The sequence below is a fragment of the Nocardia colli genome (assembly GCF_008704205.1).
GTDB lineage: Bacteria > Actinomycetota > Actinomycetes > Mycobacteriales > Mycobacteriaceae > Nocardia > Nocardia colli.
Map to the genome: position 1 here is coordinate 923,302 of NZ_VXLC01000003.1, position 21,442 is coordinate 944,743.

The 21,442-nt window shown below is 67.3% G+C and carries 20 protein-coding genes; 11 read left to right on the forward strand and 9 right to left on the reverse strand.

Features of this window, described 5'->3' with window-relative positions; translation table 11 throughout:
• The first annotated feature begins 97 nt into the window (after positions 1-97).
• Genes mvk through F3087_RS11055 form a run of 6 tightly spaced genes read left to right on the forward strand, consistent with a single transcriptional unit; the run spans position 98 to position 6,460 of the window.
• Positions 98-1,099 (forward strand): mevalonate kinase, encoded by a 1,002-nt coding sequence (gene mvk, locus F3087_RS11030; RefSeq protein WP_191093898.1) that lies wholly within the window; start codon positions 98-100, stop codon positions 1,097-1,099.
• Entirely contained in the window at positions 1,096-2,091 is a 996-nt protein-coding gene (gene mvaD, locus F3087_RS11035) for a diphosphomevalonate decarboxylase (RefSeq protein WP_150401724.1), read from the forward strand. The genes mvk and mvaD overlap by 4 nt, the downstream gene beginning before the upstream one ends.
• The gene (locus tag F3087_RS11040) at positions 2,088-3,164 is read left to right on the forward strand and encodes a phosphomevalonate kinase (RefSeq protein WP_150401725.1); all 1,077 of its coding nucleotides are present in this window, start codon (positions 2,088-2,090) and stop codon (positions 3,162-3,164) included. The genes mvaD and F3087_RS11040 overlap by 4 nt, the downstream gene beginning before the upstream one ends.
• On the forward strand, positions 3,164-4,246 hold the full coding sequence (fni, locus tag F3087_RS11045) for a type 2 isopentenyl-diphosphate Delta-isomerase (RefSeq protein ID WP_150401726.1): 1,083 nt from the start codon (positions 3,164-3,166) through the stop codon (positions 4,244-4,246). The genes F3087_RS11040 and fni overlap by 1 nt, the downstream gene beginning before the upstream one ends.
• Positions 4,243-5,292: a hydroxymethylglutaryl-CoA reductase gene (locus tag F3087_RS11050; RefSeq protein WP_150401727.1), complete on the forward strand. Its 1,050-nt coding sequence runs from the start codon at positions 4,243-4,245 to the stop codon at positions 5,290-5,292. Before fni ends, F3087_RS11050 begins: the two co-directional genes overlap by 4 nt.
• 4 nt (positions 5,293-5,296) lie before the next feature.
• The gene (locus F3087_RS11055) at positions 5,297-6,460 is read left to right on the forward strand and encodes a hydroxymethylglutaryl-CoA synthase (protein WP_150401728.1); all 1,164 of its coding nucleotides are present in this window, start codon (positions 5,297-5,299) and stop codon (positions 6,458-6,460) included.
• 24 nt (positions 6,461-6,484) lie between these two features.
• Here the strand turns inward: F3087_RS11055 and F3087_RS11060 are convergent, their stop codons facing one another.
• Positions 6,485-6,883: a hypothetical protein gene (locus F3087_RS11060; protein ID WP_150401729.1), complete on the reverse strand. Its 399-nt coding sequence runs from the start codon at positions 6,881-6,883 to the stop codon at positions 6,485-6,487.
• A gap of 269 nt (positions 6,884-7,152) precedes the next feature.
• Positions 7,153-7,932 carry a 3-oxoacyl-ACP reductase FabG gene (fabG, locus tag F3087_RS11065; RefSeq protein WP_150401730.1) on the reverse strand — a complete coding sequence of 260 codons (780 nt, stop codon included), beginning with the start codon at positions 7,930-7,932 and terminating at the stop codon, positions 7,153-7,155.
• Between the two features lie 178 nt (positions 7,933-8,110).
• Here fabG and F3087_RS11070 point away from each other — a divergent pair, with 178 nt between their 5' ends.
• The 3 genes from F3087_RS11070 (at position 8,111) to F3087_RS11080 (ending at position 11,995) form a co-directional block, all read left to right on the forward strand.
• Positions 8,111-9,460 (forward strand): hypothetical protein, encoded by a 1,350-nt coding sequence (locus F3087_RS11070; protein WP_223884986.1) that lies wholly within the window; start codon positions 8,111-8,113, stop codon positions 9,458-9,460.
• A 20-nt stretch (positions 9,461-9,480) separates the two neighbouring features.
• Positions 9,481-10,791: a serine hydrolase domain-containing protein gene (locus F3087_RS11075; protein WP_150401731.1), complete on the forward strand. Its 1,311-nt coding sequence runs from the start codon at positions 9,481-9,483 to the stop codon at positions 10,789-10,791.
• 106 nt (positions 10,792-10,897) lie between these two features.
• Positions 10,898-11,995 (forward strand): AbrB family transcriptional regulator, encoded by a 1,098-nt coding sequence (locus F3087_RS11080; protein WP_150401732.1) that lies wholly within the window; start codon positions 10,898-10,900, stop codon positions 11,993-11,995.
• 3 nt (positions 11,996-11,998) lie between these two features.
• Here F3087_RS11080 and F3087_RS11085 read toward each other — a convergent pair whose 3' ends face one another.
• The 4 genes from F3087_RS11085 to F3087_RS11100 form a co-directional block, all read right to left on the reverse strand.
• Positions 11,999-12,745 (reverse strand): alpha/beta fold hydrolase, encoded by a 747-nt coding sequence (locus tag F3087_RS11085; protein WP_150401733.1) that lies wholly within the window; start codon positions 12,743-12,745, stop codon positions 11,999-12,001.
• A complete protein-coding gene (locus F3087_RS11090) occupies positions 12,742-13,128 on the reverse strand; it encodes a DUF998 domain-containing protein (protein WP_191093899.1) in 387 nt (128 codons plus the stop codon). Before F3087_RS11090 ends, F3087_RS11085 begins: the two co-directional genes overlap by 4 nt.
• A 238-nt stretch (positions 13,129-13,366) precedes the next feature.
• Entirely contained in the window at positions 13,367-13,888 is a 522-nt protein-coding gene (locus tag F3087_RS11095) for a hypothetical protein (RefSeq protein WP_150401735.1), read from the reverse strand.
• Positions 13,889-14,160: 272 nt separating this feature from the next.
• Positions 14,161-14,916, reverse strand: coding sequence for a helix-turn-helix domain-containing protein (locus F3087_RS11100; RefSeq protein WP_191093900.1), 756 nt, complete (start codon positions 14,914-14,916; stop codon positions 14,161-14,163).
• Between the two features lie 332 nt (positions 14,917-15,248).
• Between F3087_RS11100 and F3087_RS11105 the strand changes: the two genes are divergently transcribed.
• Entirely contained in the window at positions 15,249-16,739 is a 1,491-nt protein-coding gene (locus tag F3087_RS11105) for an APC family permease (protein WP_150401737.1), read from the forward strand.
• Positions 16,739-17,455, forward strand: coding sequence for a helix-turn-helix domain-containing protein (locus tag F3087_RS11110; RefSeq protein WP_150401738.1), 717 nt, complete (start codon positions 16,739-16,741; stop codon positions 17,453-17,455). The genes F3087_RS11105 and F3087_RS11110 overlap by 1 nt, the downstream gene beginning before the upstream one ends.
• A 425-nt stretch (positions 17,456-17,880) precedes the next feature.
• Here F3087_RS11110 and F3087_RS11115 read toward each other — a convergent pair whose 3' ends face one another.
• The 3 genes from F3087_RS11115 to F3087_RS11125 are packed head-to-tail and all read right to left on the reverse strand — an operon-like array spanning position 17,881 to position 21,426.
• The gene (locus tag F3087_RS11115; protein ID WP_223884987.1) at positions 17,881-19,236 is read right to left on the reverse strand and encodes a sensor histidine kinase; all 1,356 of its coding nucleotides are present in this window, start codon (positions 19,234-19,236) and stop codon (positions 17,881-17,883) included.
• On the reverse strand, positions 19,233-19,916 hold the full coding sequence (locus F3087_RS11120) for a response regulator transcription factor (protein WP_150401739.1): 684 nt from the start codon (positions 19,914-19,916) through the stop codon (positions 19,233-19,235). Before F3087_RS11120 ends, F3087_RS11115 begins: the two co-directional genes overlap by 4 nt.
• A 49-nt stretch (positions 19,917-19,965) precedes the next feature.
• Positions 19,966-21,426, reverse strand: a complete 1,461-nt coding sequence (locus F3087_RS11125; protein ID WP_223884988.1) for an aldehyde dehydrogenase family protein — start codon at positions 21,424-21,426, stop codon at positions 19,966-19,968.
• Positions 21,427-21,442: the final 16 nt, after the last annotated feature.

Below are 21,442 nucleotides of genomic sequence, written 5' to 3' on the forward strand. Positions count from 1 at the left end.
GGCGTTCCATCCGATGGAACATCGACTGGCCGACGGCGTCCACACCCCGTGCAATCGAATTACCTTGACCGCAAACCTAGTTGGGAGCCAGCGCGTGATGTCCGACGACCTGTACCGAACGGCGCGCGAGCACCGGGTGGGCACCGGCAGCGCACACGGCAAGATCATCCTGCTCGGTGAGCACACGGTGGTGTACGGCATGCCTGCCATCGCGATACCGATGCCGGACCTGCGCGTGGATGCGGTCGCATACCAGCGGGCTCCAATCGGGTCCCCCTACATCGATCCGGCACCTCGCAGGCCCGACACCGAGTTGATCCGCACCGTGCACATCGACCCGGGTGGCGACGACGCGTCCGGCGACAGCATCGGCACCGCAGCGCACGCGCTTCTGCGCATCCTCGGCTACCCGGCGCACCCGGTAGACGTCGTCGTGCGCTGCGCGGTGCCGCCCGGACGTGGGCTCGGCGCCAGCGCGGCCTGTGCCCTGGCGGCGGTCCGCGCCCTCGCCGACCACCTCGATCATCCGCTGCCGCCCGAGACGCTGCGGCGCGCGGCGCAGCGCGGTGAGGACCTCGCGCACGGCACCGCGAGCGGCATCGACGCCGCCGCCTGTCTGGCCGACGGGCCGATCTGGTTCGAGGCGGGCTGGGTGCGCCCGCTCACCTGCCCGGCGCGGGCCCGGATCGTGGTCGCCGACACCGGAATCCCGGGCAGCACCAGCGTGGCCGTGGCGCACGTGCGAACTCGACTCGGTGTCGAATCGGACTGGGCTCGGAAGCAATTGATCACTGCCGCAGCACTGACCCGGCTGGCCGCCGACGATCTGGCCACCGGCGCGCTGTCCGCCCTCGGCCGGCACTGCCTTGCGTCGCACGCATTACTGAGCGAGCTCGGCGTCAGCTGCCAAGCCCTCGACCGACTGGTCACCGCCGCCGTCGACGCGGGTGCGCCGGGCGCGAAACTGACCGGCGGCGGCCTGGGTGGCTGCATGATCGCGCTCGCCGAGGACATCCCGCACGCGGACCGCGTCGCCGCCGCGCTCGAACGGGCTGGGGCCGTACGCATCTGGACCATTCCGTTCGGAGCCGCGGCATGACCGCCGCGGCGACCGCGGTCGCCTATCCGAATATCGCGCTCGTGAAGTACTGGGGCAAGCGCGACGAGGAGTACCGCCTGCCGATGACCGGCAGCATCTCGCTGACCCTCGATCTGTTTCCGACCACCACCACGGTGACCGTGGCGCCCGGCGCGACCATCGATGCCGTCTGCATCGACGACGCTCCGCCGAGCCGACCGGCCACCCAGCGCGTGCAACAGTTCCTCGGACTGGTCCGCGCACTCGCCGGACGCCGCGAACACGCCACCGTGCAGACCACCAACTCCGGGCCGACGGCCGCCGGATTGGCTTCCTCCGCAGCGGGTTTCGCGGCGCTCGCGGTCGCCGCGGCCGCCGCGTACGAACTCGAGCTCGATCCGATCGCGCTGTCCAGGCTGGCTCGCCGCGGCTCCGGATCGGCCTGTCGATCGGTGTTCGGCGGGTTCACCTGCTGGCGCGCAGGCGCAGGCCTCGGGCCCGACGGCGATGCGACCTCCTACGCCGAACCTCTTCCCCGCGGAACCATGGACCCGGCCATGGTCGTCGCGATCGTCGATGCCACCCCCAAGCCGATCTCGAGCACGGTCGCGATGCGCCACACGGTCGCGACCTCACCCTGCTACTGGGCGTGGTCCGCGAGCTGCCTGCAGGATCTGATCGAAATGCGAAAAGCGTTGGCGGACGGCGAATTGGTGACGGTCGGCGAGATCGCCGAACGGAACGCGCTCGGGATGCACGCGGCCATGCTCGCCGCGCGACCCGCCGTCCGTTTCCTCACCCCGGCCTCGCTGGCGGTGCTGGATCGGGTCGCGAAACTGCGGGTCGACGGCATCGCCGCCTACGCGACCATCGACGCGGGGCCGAATGTCAAGGTGCTGTGCGAGGCGGCCGCCGCCGACGTGGTCGCCGCCGGGCTCCGCGCGGTCGAGACGGTCCAATCGGTGCACATCGGCCGGCCCGGGCCCGCACCGACCCTACGGCGGCTCCGATGATCAGCTGTAGCGCGCCGGGCAAGCTGTACGTCGCCGGCGAGTACGCCGTCACCGAGCCCGGACACGGCGCGGTTCTCGTCGCGATCGACCGGTATGTCACGGTGCGCGCCGGCGCGAGCGACGACGGGCTCACCACCGTCGAGTCGACGCTGTCCGGCGCAAATACGCTGCGCTGCAACGGGATCGATGACCTTCTGCGCACGCCCGCACCGTTCGCCTATGTGCAGTCGGCGTTGGGCATGGCGGCACGGGTGCGCATCGCGCTCGGCGGTGCCCCGCCGCCGTGCCGACTGTCCATCACCTCCGACCTCGCCGACGGCCGGGGCACGAAGCTCGGCCTCGGATCGAGCGGCGCGGTCACGGTCGCGATGATCAACGTCCTGAACTCGGTCTACCGCTTGGGTCTGAATCGGGCGCAACGCTACCGGCTGGCGATGCTTGCCACTATGGCCGTCGACCCGCACGCGTCCGGCGGCGACGTCGCGGCAGCCACCTGGGGCGGCTGGCTCCACTATCAAGCACCGGACCGTACGCAGGTCCAGCGGGTGCTCGCCACCCGCGGTGTGGCGGGCTCCCTGGACGCCCCCTGGTCCGGCTTCGCCGTCCGGACGTTGCCCGCCCCCACCCGGTTGCGCCTACAGGTCGGCTGGACCGGCACGCCCGCGTCATCGGCCGCACTGCTCACCCGCTTTCGAGCGCGCGATCGAGCCGGCGCCGGTAGCCGGACGTTCCTCGCCGAAAGCAACGCCTGCGTGCGCAGATTGGCCGCCGCGATCACCCAGGACCACGACGCGGCCATCGCGCACGAAATCCGAATCGCCCGAAACCTACTCTGCGCACTGGACCGCACGGCAGGCATCGGCATCCGGACCGAAGCACTCGAATTGCTGTGGCGCACCGCCGAATCATTGGGCATACCGGCGAAGTCCTCCGGTGCGGGCGGCGGCGACTGCGGCATCGCGCTGGTGCCGACCGGCACCGCGCGGCTCGCGTCGCAGCTGCGGAAACGCTGGGCCCACAGCGGGATCCGCACCCTGCCGTTGCTGATACACCAGACCGAGGGAGCCGCGTGATGAGAAGCAGCCGCAAGGACGATCATGTGCGCTTCGCGGTCGAGCAACACCGGTCCGGGCCGGCGGCCAACGACTTCGATGCGGTCGCGCTGGTCCACCACGCGTTGGCGGCCACCGACTGCGCCGAGGTCGAACTGGCCACCGAGGTGCTAGGGCGGCGCTGGGAGACACCGTTTTTCATCAACGGCATGACCGGAGGCAGCGAGCACACCGGCACCATCAATCGAAACCTGGCCATCGCGGCGCGCGAGACCGGGCTGCCGATCGGGTCCGGCTCGATGAGCGCGTACTTCGCCGACGAGGCGCTCGCCGACACCTTCCGGGTGCTGCGCAAGGAACACCCCCGCGGTTTCGTGATGGCCAACGTCAACGCCACCGCCACGCCCGATCAGGTGCACCGGGCGATCGATCTGCTGGAGGCGGACGCGCTGCAGATCCACCTCAACGCGTTGCAGGAGATCGTGATGCCGGAGGGTGATCGGGAGTTCCGGGCCTGGCGCGACCAGGTGCCGCGGATCGCCGCCGCCGCGGGCATTCCGGTGATCGTCAAGGAGGTCGGCTTCGGCCTGAGCCGGGAAACGGTTGCGCTGCTGCGTGACTCGGGCGTCGCCGCCGCCGACGTCGGCGGCCGGGGCGGCACGAACTTCGCCAGGATCGAGAACAACCGGCGCACCGCGGCCGACTTCGGCTTCATCGAGGACTGGGGGCAGTCCACGGTCGCCTGCCTGCTCGACGCGGCCGGCCTGTCCGGGATCGAAGTACTCGGCTCCGGCGGCATCCGGTCGCCGCTCGACGTGGCCAAGGCGCTGGCCCTCGGCGCGGGCGCGGTGGGTGTCGCGGGCCGTTTCCTGCACACCCTCGTCGATCAAGGCACCGACGCGCTGATCACGATGATCACCGAATGGCGCACCCAGCTGCAGCAGATCATGACCGTACTCGGCGCGCTGAAACCGGCCGATCTCACCGGCTGCGATCTGCTGATCACCGGCGCCCCAGCCGAATTCGCCGAACTACGCGGCGTCGACGTCACCGCCTACGCGAACCGCACCAGGCAGGCGAACCAGGAAAGGAGCCTCGAATGACCGAATCAGACTACGCACCAGTGCCTTTGGCATGGATCGGTCCGATCCGACTCAGCGGCGAGATCACCGACGAGGTGACGGCGCCGCTGGCGACCTACGAATCGCCGCTCTGGGCCTCGGTGCGCCGCGGTGCGCGCATCTCCATGCTCTGCGAAAACGGCATCACCGCAACGGTACTCGGCGAGATGATGACCCGCTCCATCCTGCTGGTCGCCGACGGCGCCGCGACCGCGCACGCCGCGGCGCAACGGATTCGGCACAGCTACCCGCGGCTGCGCGCCGTGGTCGCGGCCAGCAGCCGGTTCGCCGAGCTGACCGGCATGACGCAGCAGATCGCCGGAAACCTGCTCTTCCTGCGCTTCGAGTTCGGCACCGGCGACGCGTCGGGCCACAACATGACGACCCTCGCCGCCGAACACCTGACCGACTATCTGCTCATGGCGGAGCCGACACTGCGCTACGGCTCGATCTCCGGGAACTACTGCACCGACAAGAAGGCGACGGCGGTGAACGCGATTCTCGGGCGCGGCAAGAATGTCGTCGCAGAGATCCGCGTACCCGCCGCAGTGGTTGACGAACGCCTGCACACCAGTACCGAGCGCCTGGTCGAGCTGAATGTGCGCAAGAACCTGATCGGCACCCTGCTGGCCGGCGGAATCCGTTCGGCCAACGCACATTACGCGAACATGCTGCTCGCCTTCTATGTCGCCACCGGGCAGGACGCGGCCAATATCGTCGAAGGATCGCAAGGCATCACCCACCTGGAGGATCGCGCGGGCGATCTGTACTTTTCGTGCACGTTGCCGAACATCATCGTCGGCACGATCGGCAACGGGAAGCACCACGAGTTCGTCGCCGAGAACCTCGCGCGGCTCGGCTGTCGCGAGCCCCGCCCGGTCGGCGCGAACAGCCGCAGGCTGGCCGTCATCGCCGCGGCCGTGGTGCTGTGCGGAGAGCTTTCGCTGCTCGCCGCGCTCACCAACAACGGTGAACTGATGCGCGCCCACACTCGAATGGAGCGCGCCACCTCGGAAATCGGAGCGTGAATCAATGACCACCCCGCAGATCGGCATCCACGACCTGTCCATTGCCACCACCCACTATCGGCTCGATCACATCGAGCTGGCCCGCCACAGCGGTGTCGACGCGGACAAATACCTGCTCGGCATCGGCCAGGAGCAGATGAGCGTCGCGGCCGCCGACGAAGACATCGTCACCATGGCCGCCGCCGCGGCCGCGCCGATCATCGAGCGGCACGGCGCCGAGTCCATTCGCACCGTGCTGCTCGCCACCGAAACCGGTGTGGACCAATCGAAATCGGCGGCGCTGTTCCTGCATCCGCTGATCGGACTGCCCCATACCGCGCGCGTCGTCGAACTGAAGCAGGCGTGCTACAGCGCCACCGCGGCCTTGCAATTCGCGACCGGCCTGATCGCCTGTCACCCCGACCAGCGGGTGCTGGTGATCGCCACCGATATCGCGAAGTACGAACTCGATTCGGCCGCCGAGGCGACCCAGGGCGCCGCGGCGGCGGCGATGCTGGTGTCCGCGGATCCGGCCATCCTGCGGCTGGAACCCGAGTCGGGCGTGTATTCCACTGACATCATGGACTTTTGGCGACCCAACTATCGCGACACCGCCGTGGTCGACGGCAAACTCTCCATCGAGGCGTACCTGCACGCGATCGAAATGGCGTGGCAGGACTATCGCGGGCGGGGCGGACGCGATATCGCGGAGTTCGCCGCGTTCTGCTACCACCAGCCGTTCACGAAAATGGCGTTCAAGGCCCATCGGCACCTGTTGCGGGTCAACGACGCGACCGCCGACGATGCGGCGGTGCTGGCCGCGATCGACGACACCACCCGATACAACCGGCTGGTCGGCAACAGCTACACCGCCTCGCTCTATCTCGCACTGGCCGCATTGCTGGACCATCGTGGCGATCTCACGGATCAGCCCATCGCATTGATCAGCTACGGCTCGGGGTGCGTCGCGGAATTCGTGTCGGGTGTCGTGTTGCCTGGTTATCAAGACCATCTCCGCACCGCCGCCAACAACGCCGCGATTTCCGGACGTAAGCCGGTCGATTACGCGCGCTATCGCGACCTGCACGACGAGCCGCCGACACCCGGCCGGCCGATCCCGGAGGAATCGAACGGCCCGTATCGGCTCACCGCGGTCACCGACCACAAGCGGCTGTACAGCACACACTGACACCGCTACCCGCCGTGACCAGCTCTAACCGGGCTCGAGCTCCTCGTCGGAGACCCGGCCGGTGAGCAGCCGACGAGCCATGGCGATTTCCTCGTGCACGCGCAACATGGTCACGGTGGCGTTTTCCATCAGCCAGCCGTGGTCACCGGGATCGGTGATCGACAGCCCGGCATGGACCAGCCCGCCGAGGAAGTCGAGGATCGCGGTGCTCACCGCTTCTCGATGAATCGACCGCATCGGCAGCAGATACAGCAGCGTCCGCGCGTTGATCAGTGCGTCGATCCCCTCCTCGCTCACCACACAATCGACTGCGGGAAGCTCGATCGGAATGTCGACCAGCAGCAACAACTGCGCGATCCGCGCGTGGTTGGCCTTGGTCAATTCGTCGAACCGCGCAACCGGGTCATCGTCATGGTCGCCCACGGACCGCCCCCTTTCAGGGTTGGATGAGAACGCTTGCCAGAATCCATCGCGAAAGGCACAACCCGCCACCCGTCCGGCTTTCCTGCGCACGTAGGTAACACGTCGTCGACATGGATGCCCCCACTGCGCCGGATCAGCGGCCAAAGGCGATCCGGCGCATGACATGCACCACCGCAATCGACGGCGTCCGGCGGCGAATGCGGCCTGGGCGCCTCGTCATTCAGCCTGCGTACCGGCTGCTTTCCGTTTTGTCCGAAGTCTCATTCGACTTAACGCGGACGCACCGCGTCGAAGGATTCCGGCAGCGTCTGCCCGCCATCGACGACGATCGCCTGGCCGGTGATGTAACCGGCCTCGGCGCTGGCCAGGAACAGCGCGAGGTGGCCGATATCCGCAGGCGAGCCGAGCTTGCCCGCGGGAATGCCGGCGGCCATGTCGGAGAGGTACTGCTCCCCCAGTTGGGCCAGACCCTCGGTACGGATATTGCCGGGCAGGATCGCGTTGACGGTGATGCCGCGCGGCGCCAGTTCGATGGCCGCGGTCCGCATGAAGCCCAATTGCGCGGCTTTGGACGCGCCGTAATGCGACCACCCCGGATAGCCGGTGATCGGACCGGTGATGGACGAGGTGATGATCACCCGGCCGGCCGCCGATTCGGTGAGCGATGCCAGGCAGGCCTGCACCGCGAACACCGTGCCCGCGAGATTGACCTCGAGTACAGCTGAGAATTGTTCAGCGGACATGTCGGCGAGCGCGGCCTGGGGCATGATTCCGGCGTTCGCGCAGAGCACATCGATTCCGCCGAACTCTTCGGTGACCGTGGCCGCCATCCGGCGACAGGACTGCGCGTCGGTGACATCCGCCGGCACGGCGATGGCGGTCCCCGGTCCGCGAGCGGTCAATTCTTCGGCGGCGCCGGTCACTTCGGCCGTATTGCGCGCCGCCACCGCGACATTCGCGCCCGCCGCGACGAACACCTGCGCGATGCCGAGGCCGATCCCCCGGCCTGCACCGGTGACGATGACCGATTTCCCGTTTGTGTCGAACACAGGCAGATGTCCTTTCGACGAGTCCCCCGCCTCGAGCATCGCTTGCGATAAGAGCGCGCGCAATCTGTCGGCAAATCTACCCGGAACTCCGGTGTGTCGATCGGCACTTGTTTTGACATGCCACACACGGGGACCGATTATGAGATTCACGAATCCGTCAAGGATGAAGGAAGGCCCGATGCTCGCCTTCGATCCACAGGCTTCAACCAACCGTTCCAACGGAACTGACAAGGCATTTCCCGCGCTCACGCTCACGGAGGCCGAGCGCTCGGCGCTACACGGACTTGCCGGGTTCCCCTTGCTGGACGCCATACACGGACGTCGCTCCCGCCGATTCCCCATGGGTGGCGCGATTCCGGCCGGGCCGCTGACCTTTGCCAGCAAGCATCCGCCGCAACCTTTGAGTAATCTCGAGCGGGCGCTGGTGCTCAATACGGTCGCGGGCTGGACCGGCTGGCACTTCGGCATCAGCCATCACCCCGCCTACGCGCCGGCCACACCGAATTACTGTGGCACGCCGACCGGCCGGACCTTCGGATCGGCGGCCGGTTTCCACACCAGCGAGTTCTTCTTCACCGACGACTCCGGCACCTACTTCCTGCCCACCCGCGACGCCACGCCGAGCCAGGACTATCCGCCGAGTGCCGGAGCGACCGAAGCCCAACTCGGACAACTACTCTCGCGGGTCGTCCGGCTCTCGGACCAGCGCATCACCATCCCGCGCGAGGAGCCGTATCTGGAGGGACACAACACCTGGATCGCCAACCATCCGGGATCGTTGCTCGTCATCCCGGTCGCCGATCTGGCGCAACAGACCCTGGCGAATATCGCCTTCTTCACCCAGAACGGTTTCGTCCTCTATGACGACGTGCACGGCACGACCATCCCCGGTGTCGAAAACTACCGGGACCGTTTACGTTTCGCCGATCCACTGCCCCTGTCGTTCGTCGAGCAGTACTCCCTGGCCGAGGCGAGCGCGGAGTTGATGGCCGCGACGCACAACGGGCATTTGCTGCTCGGCGCAATGGGATTGGGCGGCTGGAGCTTCGACGGCATCGACCGGCTGACCATGTTGGGTGCGAGCGGGCGGCCCGACGTCCCCGGCCTCGGCTTCCGCTACGACACCGACCCGCGGTGGCCGATGCCGAATCCAACGGGGCTCCCAGGGACGTTCGAGGCCTACTGCCGGCCGCATTACCCGTCGATGGCCGACGCGGTCGACGCCCTGGCCGAACGCAAGTTCGGTCGCGGCGGGCCCTACCATCCGGATACACCGGGACCCTTCGCCGACAACGCGCAGGTTCGAGGCTCAGCAGCCCCGTGGGACAAGCGTTTTCGGGAATTGCTCACGTTGCAGGCCACCTATATCGATGCGGCGTTCGGCAAGTTCCCCGGCACCGTGCCCAGCGTTTGGATCATGAACTACCTGCAAGCCCAGCACATCGACGTCGAATTCTACGACACGCTGCTCACCGAGACCGCGGTCCTGGCCACCCACCGCGAGCACCAGCGCATCTGGCACGACTGACTCCCAGCCGAAGGAAACCCATGGCGCACAGACTCATTCGCTGGATCACGGCAACCATCATGGTCGCCACCGCAGTCGCGGCACCGGTCGTGCTCGGCCAGGCCGAACCCGCCGCGGCGGCACTGCCGACCTGTGCCGAACCGGAACCCGGCCAAGACTTCGACCGGCGTCCACCCCGGGACCTCGGCTTCGGACCCGGATTCACAGCAGCCTTGGACGCGGTTCGCGCGCAGCGACCGACCAATATCGCCGTCAATGTCTACCGCAACGGGTGCCAGGTCTACAGCTCCGAACCTGAGCGCAACGGACTTGCTACGCAAAGCTTTTCGGTAGCCAAATCGGTGAGCGCGATGGGCGTCGCCCGGGCCGTTCAGCTCGGTCTGCTCACCCCCGACAGCACAGTCGGCGAGTTCGTGCCGCAGGCCGATCCGGCCCATGCCGTGGTCACCGTGCGCGACTTGCTCACCATGACGGCCGGCACCGACTACGACGTCACACGCGATTACGGCGCGGCCTACGTGAACAACCTCGACGACTGGCTCAGCAGGCCGATCGTGCACCCGCCGGGCACCTACTTCCAATACGACCAGTCGCTGCCCGCCGTGCTCGATCGGCTGGTCGCGCGGGCGTCCGGGACACCTTTCCGGGAATTCGTCCGCACCGAACTGTTCGGCCCGCTCGGCATCGGCGACCAGGAGTGGCAGTGGCTGCCCTCGTCCGACGGTGACGTCGCCGGATACTGGAATCTGTGGACCGCGGCCCGCACCTACGCCAAGCTCGGTGAACTCATGCGACTGGGCGGCGCCTGGCACGGAAACCATTTGCTGGCACCGGAATTCATCGACCAGGTGGCCCGGCCGACACCGGCCAACGGCCACTACGGCCTGATGTTCTGGACCAACGCGGGAACCACCGGTACCACGCCGATGACGATGCAGGACCGGCGCGAGATCAGCGGTCGATTCGTCCCCGGCGCACCGGATTCCCTCTACGGAATGTGGGGCATCCTAGGGCAGCGGGTGATGATCGAACCGGAAGCAGGCATCGTCATCCAGGCCAGCGGCGCGGAGGTGATCGGGCAGCGTGACCCGATCGACGCCGCACTGAATCTCTGGGACGGCGACGCCCGCCTCGACTGGCTGCTCACCCAGGCCGTCTTCACCAATACCCTCGACCCACAGCCACTTTCGCCGATCCCATTCGGCGGTGAGACCGCACACGGCTGGGCACCCGACCAAGGCCTGCTGCACACCCTGTTCCATCCCGAACAGCTACTCGGCATGACCGACCCGACCCGGCGGATCCTGGAATGGCTGCAAAGCATGCGCTGACCGTAATCGAGTCATAGCGACCGGGTTGCGCCTGAATGCCGGCCGACGCCGCGCGGGACCCGCGGACTTAGGTTGCTCTTGGATTACTGCCGTACCGTCCGGGCCCATGGCGCGTGCGCAGATTGTGGTCTGGGTAGTTCTCGTCTCGCTGATCCTGCTCGTCGCCGAGCTGCTGGAGCAGGTACGGTTTCCGGCCGCGCAGATGATCGTCGCGATGCTCGCGGGTGCGGCCCTCGCGCTGTTCGGGAAGGTGCCCGCGCCGCTGCCGAACACCGTCGCCACCGGCGTGCAAGCGATGCTCGGGGTGATGATGGGCAGCTATCTGCAGATCGAACTGCTCGCCAAGGTGGGGTGGCAGTTGGCTCCGGTCGCCGCGGTCGCGGTGGTCAGCCTGGGCGTCAGTGTGGTCGCGGCGCTGCTGTTCACCCGGTTCACCGGGGTGGATCTGCCCACTGCCACCCTCGGCCTGCTCGCCGGCGGCTCGGCCGCCATGGTCAGCGCGGCCGACGACGCGGGCGCCGACGCTCGCGCGGTGGCCTTCATGCAGTACCTGCGCGTCGCGGTGGTCGCGGCCACCGCGCCCGCGATCGCCCTCGTCCTGCGCGACGACCACCTCGGCTCCGGCGGCGACAGTTCTATCGGTGACGCGATCGACAAAGCGCTGCCGCATTGGGCCCTCGTCGGCCGTGGCGACCAGGTCGCCGGATTGAGCATCGCGATCGTGCTCGCGATAGCGGGATCGTGGCTGGGCAAGCGGCTGCGGCTGCCGACCCCGACCCTGATGGGGCCGATGCTCGCCACCGCCGTGCTGACCTCGCTCGGCCTCACCCACGGGTTCGCGCCGACCAACCTGCTGCGCGACGTGTTGTTCGTGTTGATCGGGTTCGAGATCGGCGCGCGGTTCAGCAGGCCGGTGATCGTCGAGATGGCCCGCCTGATCCCGGCGGTGCTCGGCGCTATCGTCGCCCTGTGCGGCGTCGTCGCGGCCATCGGCTTCGCGGTCGCCGCCCGCACCGGGTTGGAATGGTCCGACGTCTATCTGGCCACCACGCCGGGCGGTATCAATGCCGTGCTCGGCGTCGCGGAGTCGATGAACGCCGACGCCACGCTGATCGCCAGCGTGCAGAGCCTGCGGTTGTTCCTGATGGTGCTGGCCTTGCCGATCATCCTCGCCGTGCTCCGATCCCGTCGAAGGGCTGAGTAAGCGCTATCGGTACTGCTCGGTGATCAGCTCCGCGACCACCTCCGGCCTCTCGACCATGAGCAGGTGGCCTGCTCGATCGATGATCCGATGGTCGGCGGCAAGCTCGATCGCCAGCTTCCGATGGCCGTTGACCCACCACCGAGCGCCGCGGTGGCGTGCCGCGGTGACGATCATGGTCGGGGCGCAGAGCCGCGGGTGTCGGCGGCGCAGCCCGATGAGATCGGCGGCGAGGGTGGAATAGCTGTTCCATTCGGTGACGCTTCGCGCCAAATAGTCACTGTCATTGAGTGATTCGGCGATTTCGGCGACTTGCCCGGCGCTCAGCCGACGCAGCAGCAGCGGTTGGAGTACACGAAAGAGTCGCGATCCACGATGGTTGCGCGACAGCAGTCCGGCGACCCGATCGACCATCGAGGCACGCGCAGAATGCAACGGTCCCAAAGGCTTTCGGCGGCTGACCGCAATGCTCGGATCGATCAGGACGAGCCGGTCGACACTGCCCGGACAGCACCGGGCCAGCGCCTCCGCGCCGAACGCGCCCATCGAATGCGCGACCAGCACCACGGTTTCCCGCGCCGAACGCCGGCCGATCAGCCGCGCCAGTTCGGCTACTTCGCGATGCAGGTCGATGGCGACCGTCGGGCGCCGGTAGTGGACGACGGTGACCGCCGGATCGAGCAGCTCGGTCACCGGCGTCCACAAGCCGGGCAGGCTGCCGAGGCCACCGACGATGACGACGGTCGCGGTCATCGGTTTCGGCTGTCTCGCAACAGCATTACTCCGGTCAGCACCAGCGCGCAGCTGATCACACCGACCTGTGCGCGTTGGGCCACACCGAGATACAGGTCGTCACCGCCGAATGCGATGGCGGCCAGGGTCCACATCGAGGTGCCGAGCACCGCGGCGACCAGCACGGCACCGAGCGTTCGGAACCGGTGCAGGCGAGGACGATACCGGCTGAGCAGATACAATGCGCCGATCAAGACCACCGCCGCGATCGAAGCCACCGAGCTGGTCATGGTGTGCAGCGCGTGATGCAGCGGCACGGTGCGCGCTGCCTCGGCGGCCGCACATGTCGGGTCGTGCGTCGGAGTGCAGCTCAACGGCCAGACCGTGTCCATGATCGTCGCCACGCGAATACCGCCAGCGCTGTGCTGCCGACGAGCGTCGGCCATCGGCTGCCGCGGTGCGGACGGGCGCGCACCGCCAACGACCAAGCGAGAGCACAGAACAGCGCAAGCACGCCGGCCGCGGCATCGGAGATCCGGAAGAACATGGCATTGCGCTCCCCCTCCGCGGCGAGTTCGGCGAAACCCTCGTTGTCCGACGGTGCAAATGTCTCCTCGGGTGACGTCCGGACTCGCCCCGCGGTCAGCGAACGGTGAGCGCCGGTCCAGGGCAAGACGTCACCGCGGCGGTCTGATTACCGTCGGGGTGGGTGGTCGTCACCTTTTCGAAGTAAGTCACCGGGAACACTCCGGAACGGTTCGGTGTGAAGGTTGCATTATCTATTTCGCCCTCGCTGTAGCTCGTGTATTCCACTCGGCCACTGCCGATCGCGGGCGTCTCGACCCATCGATCAACGCTGGTGGTGCTGAACGGAGCCCGCGGCAACATGTCTTCGATCAGCATCTGCGGCACCGCTGCCGCCCAATTGACTTCGGATTTCCATTCCTCGCCGGCCGGTTGCGCGTAGAGCGTCTGTTTACAGGTGGCCAGCACCGTCACCTCCTGCCCCACCGAAGCCGTGGCCGGGGTAACGGTGACCCGGTCGGGAATGGGCTGGGCCTGCGGCGGGAACGGTACCCAATGATCGCTACCCGCCTGTGCGGGCGCGGCGACCAGGACAGTCGCGATCACACCCGCGACGAGAACACCCGCGATTGCTCGCATGAAATCCCTCCTGAATATTCGGTTCGAGACCAGCTCATCGATCGCTGCGCGCTGCCCCCAAACTAACCGAAACCCGCGTGGCACCACGGTTTCAAAAGGGTCACGAAATCCAGTGGTGAAATGCGCTCAGGAATTAAGTGAAGAATTCATCCCGAGTGAACTGCACGCACATACTCTGCAGGACACCCTTCAGGATCGGTGCGCCATAAGTTGTCGGCGCGAACGCGAGTGTCTACGCCATCGAAAGCGGTGTGAGCACGACATTGCCGACTCTAGGACGAATAACTCGCGCCGTCGGCGGCCGTGCGGGCGGCGTCCAGCTCGCGCCCGAGGCGGTGTCCGATCGGGCGTAGTTGTCGCACAAGGGTTTCGGGTCGCTCCAGTCGGGCTGCCGTGGTGGACAGAGTGAGTCCGGCCAGCAAGGTGGCGTCGGATCCGCGTACGGGCACCGCGAGGCAGCCCGCCAAGGGTTGGGCCGGATCGAGGTGAACCGCGAAGCCACGGCTGCGGGTTTCGGGGTCGCGGTGGTGCTCGGCGAGGATCAGTCGCCCGGGTGCCGAATGGTGCGGATCGCGGATCAACAGATCGGCCGTCACGAGCGGAACGTCCGGGTCGGCGTCGAGCACGAGTACCGCGGGCACCGCTGCGTCGCCGCGCTGGTAGCCCATCAGATGGATGCCGCCGCGCTCGGTGCGCCGAAGCTCGCCGAGCAGTGCGGACACCCGGGCCGGCAACGGCGTGGCAACGGTGACGACCGGCCGCTCGATACCGCCGCGAAGTCCGGCCGCCTTGGCGCCGAGCGCGAATCCGGAGAGGTCCGGCAGCCGGGTCAGATATCCCTGCTGCACGAGCGTGTTCACGGTGTCGTAGGTGGTCGCCGCCGACATGCCCAGGGCGTCACCGAGTTCCCGCACGGTCACGCCCGGTCCCCGTGCGGCCACCGCCTCGAGCACTTTCAGCGCGTTGACCACCGGGGCCGAATTGCGCCGGCCGCCACCGCCGCGAGCCGCGGATCCACGCAGCGTCACGATCGACCACCTCCTGTCCCCGACCGAAGGCCCAGCGGATAACCATATACGTAACCGCAAGTAGCATTAACCAGAAGAATGCTACAGGCGCGTTTTATTGGGAATCAAGAGCTGGATACCGGTTCGTTATCGCAGTCCACTGCATCACGGCCACCACCTAGCCAACTGCCGTGACGGGGCGCTACCGGATCTGTGGTGCTCACCACAAACTCCGAGCAGATTCCTACGGATGCGTACCATTCAACAGACGCGCGTTGCGACTACGCCACCCCAGCGGTAACGACCGGCATCCCCTCGAACGGGCAGCTGAGTGAGCGGAAGGGGTTCCATCCGTGAAATTCGATAACCGGCCGGTTGCCGAACGCGACAACCACCGTCGCCTGGTTCTGCCGGAAACATCACCGATGTCCGGACTGAACCGCCGCAGCCTCGGCTCCTGCGACGTGCTCGCGCAGTCGGTGGGCGTGATCGCGCCGAGCGGCGCCGCCATCACCATTCCGGCCTTGGTGATAGCCATTACCGGTGCCGCCGCGCTGTGGGCCATGGCGATCGCACTGGTAGTGGCGCTGCTGGTGGCCACGACCATCAATCAGTTCACCGTTCGGGTGGCGAGCGTCGGATCGCTGTACACCTTCACAGCGAAGGGACTCGGACCGACGGCCGCGTATCTGAGCGGAGCCGGGCTCATCCTCGGCTATGGATTCGTCGCCGTGTACGCCTTCGCCAACATCGGATTACATGCGGGCGAGCTGGCCCAGTCCGTCGTCCCGGCGACCATACCCGGGCCGGTGATCTGGGCCTGCTGTATCGCGGTCGCCGCGATATTGTGCACCGTCCTTCTGACTCATCGCATCGCGGTGTCCGCCCGGATCGCGCTGGTAGCCGAAATCGCGGCGGTAACAACGGTTCTGGTACTGGGTGGGGTGCTACTCGGCAGGCGCGGGGTGCACAACATCGACTGGCAAGCGCTGGCGCTGCCCGACGTATCGGCGCACCAGCTCATCCTCGGCAGTGGCCTCGCACTGATGGCGCTCATCGGGTTCGAGAGCGGCGCCGCACTGTCGGTCGAGGCCAAGCAGCCCTTCGCCACCATCCCGCGCGCGCTGACCTCCTCGTTGCTGGCGACCGGCGCCCTCATGCTCGTCGCGACCGCGACCCATCCTGCGCTCGCGCCGCAGGCCGAAAATCGCGCCAGCCCACTGCTTTCCGGCCTATCGGACAGTTATGAGGTGGACGGCCTGGCACAACTGCTCGACGCGGCCGTCGTGGTGTCGTTCTTCGCCTGCGCGCTCGCCTCCGTGACCGCGTTGATCCGAGTGCTGTTGTCGATGAGCATCGACGCCGTCGCGCCGGCCTGGCTGGGTCGCATCGACCGCGTGTCACGGGTCCCGCGCACTCCGGTGTACCTGGTGATGCCGATCGTCGCGGTGCTCCCGATCGTTCTGCTCGCGACCGCGGACTCGACCGCGGATGTCCTCGCCACCGTCGCGATCGCCTCGGTGTCCGGGCTCCTCATCGCCTACCTGCTGGTTTGCCTTGCCGCTCCGGCATTTCTGCGCAAGATCGGCGAATCCACGCCGCGGCAAACACTGCTCGCGTCGACCGCGGCCGCGGGACTCGCCACCTGCCTCATCATGTTCGTCACCGCCCATGGCAACGACAATGACCGATACATCGCCATGTTGCTGGTCGGCATCGCGCTCGTGGCCGCCGTCGCACTGCGGGCGCTGAGCAGACGAGCCGACCGCATCGGAACCCACGACTATCCGACCCGCGCCGAGATACTCGAACTCGAACCCGCTGACCGGCAAGGGGATTCGTGATGGATCGGAACCTGTCCGGATCCGGCTTCGGCGGCCGACAATCCTCGGCGGTACTCAACGCGTTCGCGGTACTGGAAGCCGTTGCCGCACAGGGCCCCGGCATCACCGCGCAGCAGATCAGCAGCTTGCTCGAGCTGCCGCGCGCGACCACCTACAAGACGGTGAATCTGCTTGTGCAGCAAGAGTATCTGGTTCGTCTGCCGGACCTGTCCGGCTTCGCGCTCGGGGTCAAGGTGGCCGAACTGGCCCAGGCGCCCGAGCCCGCGATCGTCACCGTGCGCACCCCACTGCCTGAGGCGGTCAGCGCGACGGTCGCGGAACTGCGACGCAACTTGCGCGGCGGGGTCCATCTGATGGGCTATCAATGCTCCGACGAGGCCGGAGCATCCGTCCTCGTCCTGGACGCCGACCCGGACGTCCCGGTCGCCTCGCCCGCACGGCTGGCCGATCCACAGGCCTCCGCGGCGGGCCGACTACTGCTCGCGGACTTGCGTCGCGACCCGGCGACGAGCAACCGCGGCTACGCCGTGCATATCGACGAAATACAGCCGCGCGCCGGATGTCTCGCGGTTCCGGTGCGCCGGTCCGACGGCGCGCTGCTGGCCGGCCTGTCGCTCGCGACGTCGACCAAGCGACTCGACCGTCCCGAACCTTTGGTGCACCGTTTGCGCCTGGTGGCCGGGCGGCTTGGCGACGAGCTGGAGCCGATCAGCTAGTTCCGGACCGGGTACAGACAGCGGTCTGGCCGGTGGCGCCGTTGCCACCGGCCAGACCTCGGAGCCTTACGTCAGTTGTGCGCGCAGGACCGGCCGAATCGGTCGGCCGAGTCCACAACTGTTGCAAGGGCGGTATTTTCGGTTGCCGAGCAATTGAACTTCCTCAAGCATCGGACATCGGGATGTGTTCGGCTACCCGCCCAAGACGGCAGAAGTCCTGCGTAACACGGGGTAACGCGCATCATGGCGCTCGCAGGGCGGGGTTACTGCGGCACCGCGCCGCGAGACGGAAACATCTGTGGTCTCGACCACATCACTCGAGCGGATCCCGGATAGTATCGCCCCCATTTCTTCGCGAACCAGGTTGGATAAACCCCGCCCAAACCACGCTGAGCACGACCGATTCAGTCGAATTGTCCGAAGTCTCATTTGACTTCACACAGTGACACTGTCAGCGGCAACCGCAGGATGAAGGCGGCCCCCACGCCGGCCGTGGAGGCACCGCACAGCAGGTCCCCACCGTGCGCCCGGGCGATACCGCGGGCAATGGACAACCCCAGTCCGGTGCCGTCGATTCGATAGTCCCTGGCGGTATCGAGCCGGACCAGTCGATCGAAGATCCGCTCCCGGTCGCCGACCGCGATACCGGGACCGGAATCGGCGACGGTCACTTCGACAAGCCGGTCGCCGATATCGACGGTCACCGCGATGCGGCCGCCGGGTGGGGTTACCTTGCCAGCGTTGTCCAGTAGATTCGCCAGCACCTGACTGATGCGCTGCGGATCGGCGCTGATCTTGGCGCGGGTACCGCTGATCGACAACACCAGGTCGGGCCGGATCAACCCGATCCGGTCCAGTTGATCCTGCGCCAGACCGAAAATATCGGTTTCGGCCTCATACAGCGTCAAGCCCGCGTCGATGCGAGCCAGGTCGAGGAGATCATCGACCAGCCTGGCAGCGCGGCGCGTCTCCCGAATCAACAGCAACTCCAGCCGGGACCGCTCCTCCGGCGCGGCGTCGCTGCCGTGCAGGATCGCCTCCGCGATGGCCCCGATGCCCGCCACCGGCGTCCGCAGCTCGTGCGCCGCGTCGGCGACGAAATCGCGGGTGCGCCGCTCCGAGGCACACGCCCGCGCTTCGGCACCCTCCAGCGCATCCAGCATCTCGTCGAAAGCCGCTGCGGTACGGCCCAACTCGGTATCGCGGCGGATCGGGAACAACCGCTCGCCGCGGCGGCCGCGCGCGATACCGGTGGCGAGGGCAGTCATCGAGTCGAGCGGCGCCAGTGCGCGCCGGATGGCGGGCGGTAACGCGACCAACGTCATCAGCACCCCGCAACCGATCGCGGCGGCCATGGCCTGTTGCAACCGCATTCGACCCTCCTCCAGCAACGTGGCGTCGAATCGGAGCTCGAGTCGCGCGTCGGCCAGCGGCCCGGCGCCGTCCAGCCGGACTTCCCGGAGTTTCACGAACTCGGCTGTCCTGGTGTGTATTTGACTGCTACGCAGGATGCGTCCGTCGGCGAGCCGGAGATCGACCTGAATGCGCGGACCGTCGATCCGGCCGACCAGCTCCGCCGGTGCGCGGCCGGCCCTGGCCAGCTCCTCGGCCACCTCGACCCGGTCGGACAGCATCGCGTCGATGCCGTCGTTGTACCCGGCACTGATGAGCTTGACCAGCACCGCGCACAGCGCGACGAGCACCACCGCCAGCACCGCGACCACCATGAAGGTCACTCGATGGCGCAACGACACGGTGCCGAGCCCGCGGCGGCGGGTCACGCAGCATCCGCTCGCAACACATACCCGTGACCGCGAACGGTGTGAATTATCCTGGGGCCCTTGGCTTCCAGTTTGCGACGCAGCGAGCTCACGAACACCTCGACCAGGTTGTCGTCGTATTCGTGGTAGCCCCAGACACCGGTCAGGATCTGGGTCTTGGACAGCACTCGACCGCGATGGGTGACCAGATACACCAGGACCTCGAATTCGGTCCTGGTCAGGTCGAGCGGCACGCCGTCGCGAGCGGCGCCCCGGGTGCCGATGTCGATCGCCAGATCACCGACCTCCATGATCGAACCGACCTGTCCCAGCCGGCGCAGCAACGCACCGATCCTCGCCACCAACTCGGCCAGCAGGAACGGCTTGGTCACGTAGTCGTCCGCGCCCGCGGACAGACCGTGTACCCGGTCGGTGATGTCCTCGCGTGCGGTCAGCATCACCACGCCGACGTTTCCGGCGGCACGGACCGTCTGGAGTAATTCGAATCCGTCGCGGCCGGGCAGCAGCACGTCGAGCACCACCACGTCGGGGTGGAACTCGTCGAGCTGGGCCTCCAGCTCGGCGCCGCTGTCCCGGACCGCAACCACGTATCCGGCGGCGTCCAGCGCGGCCGCCACCGCCGTGCGGATGGCCTCCGCGTCATCGACGATCAACACCCGCCTTGCGCGTGCCCTCTGCATACCGTTCTCCTTTGCGAATCAACAGCTTTCGCGGATAGATACGGTCCGCTCACCGGACGCGGGGTGCGCCGTGGACGAGATGTTTGATCTCCTGGAACTCCTCGAGGGCGCGTAATCCGTTGAGCCTGCCCACCCCGCTCTGCTTGAAGCCGCCCTCCTCGAACTGGTCGTGCACGATGGCCCAGGTGTTGGTCCACACCGTTCCGGCCTGCAACTCCCGGGCCACGCGCAGCGGGCGGTCCACGTCGGTGGTCCAGATGCTCGCCGCGAGACCGTATTCGGTCGCGTTGGCCATCGCTATCGCCTCGGCCTCGTCGTCGAATATCTCGAACGTGGCGACCGGGCCGAAGACCTCCTGCTGGACGATCGGCGCGGTGATGTCGTATACCTCGATCAGACTCGGCCGGTAGTAGGCGCTCACCGCGCCGGGCCCGGTATCGACCAGCCCGCCGCGTTCGACGATGGTCGCGTATTCGGCTGCGGCGGCGACCATCCGGTCGACACGCTCGGCGTTCGCGCGATCGATCATCGGCCCCATCTCGCTGTCCGGATCGGTACCCGGACCGACCCGGACGGCGGCAAGCGACTTGGCCATCCGCTCGCGCAGCTCGTCGGCGATCAAGTGACTGCACAGGATTCGGCTGCCGGTCATACAGAATTGACCGGTAAAGGTGGTGATCGCCTTGGTGAGCACCGGGACCGCGGCGTCGAGGTCGGCGTCGTCGAAGACGATCATCGGGCTCTTGCCACCGAGTTCGAGCGAGAGCGTCTTGAGCTGGGCGGCGGCCTGGCCCATTATCATCCGGCCGACCTTGGTGCTGCCGGTGTAGCTGATCACCTCGACGTGCGGTGACGAGACCAGCAACGGCGCTGCGGTATTGCCGGATTCGGTGCAGCTGTTCAGCACTCCCGCAGGCAGTTCCGTTGCCGCCGCGAATATTTCGTGCAGCAGCCCGTTCACCAGACCGGTCTGACCCGGCAACTTCATGACCACGGGGCAACCTGCCGCCAGTGCGGGCGCGAACGACCGGACCGACAGCACGATCGGCGAATTCCACGGTGCGATCACCCCGGCGACCCCGGCGGGTTCGGTGAGCGTCATCGAATACAGACCGGGTTTCACCTCCGCCGCCCGTCCGCTGTCGACCAGAGCAAGCGCCCCGTAATAGCGCAGCTTGGGGATGGCCAGATCGATCTCGAAAGCTGCCTCCGCCAGTATCTTTCCGTTCTCCACGGCCAGCAGATCGATCAATTCCGTTCGGCGAGCAGTCATTTCATCCGCGAGCTGGAACAGGGCGCGAGCACGCAATTCACGATCACGCGTCCAGTCGGATTCGGCGAAGGCGCGGCGCGCGGCGTCGATGGCGAACTCGGCCACCGATTCATCGGCGTCGGCGAAGTACCCGAGCACCTCGCCGGTGACCGGCGAGTGGGACGCGGTGCGGGTGGGACCCTCGACCAGGTCTCCGTCGATGAAGTTCTGGGCATGGCGAATCATGTTGTCGGACATGGTTTTTCTCCGTCTT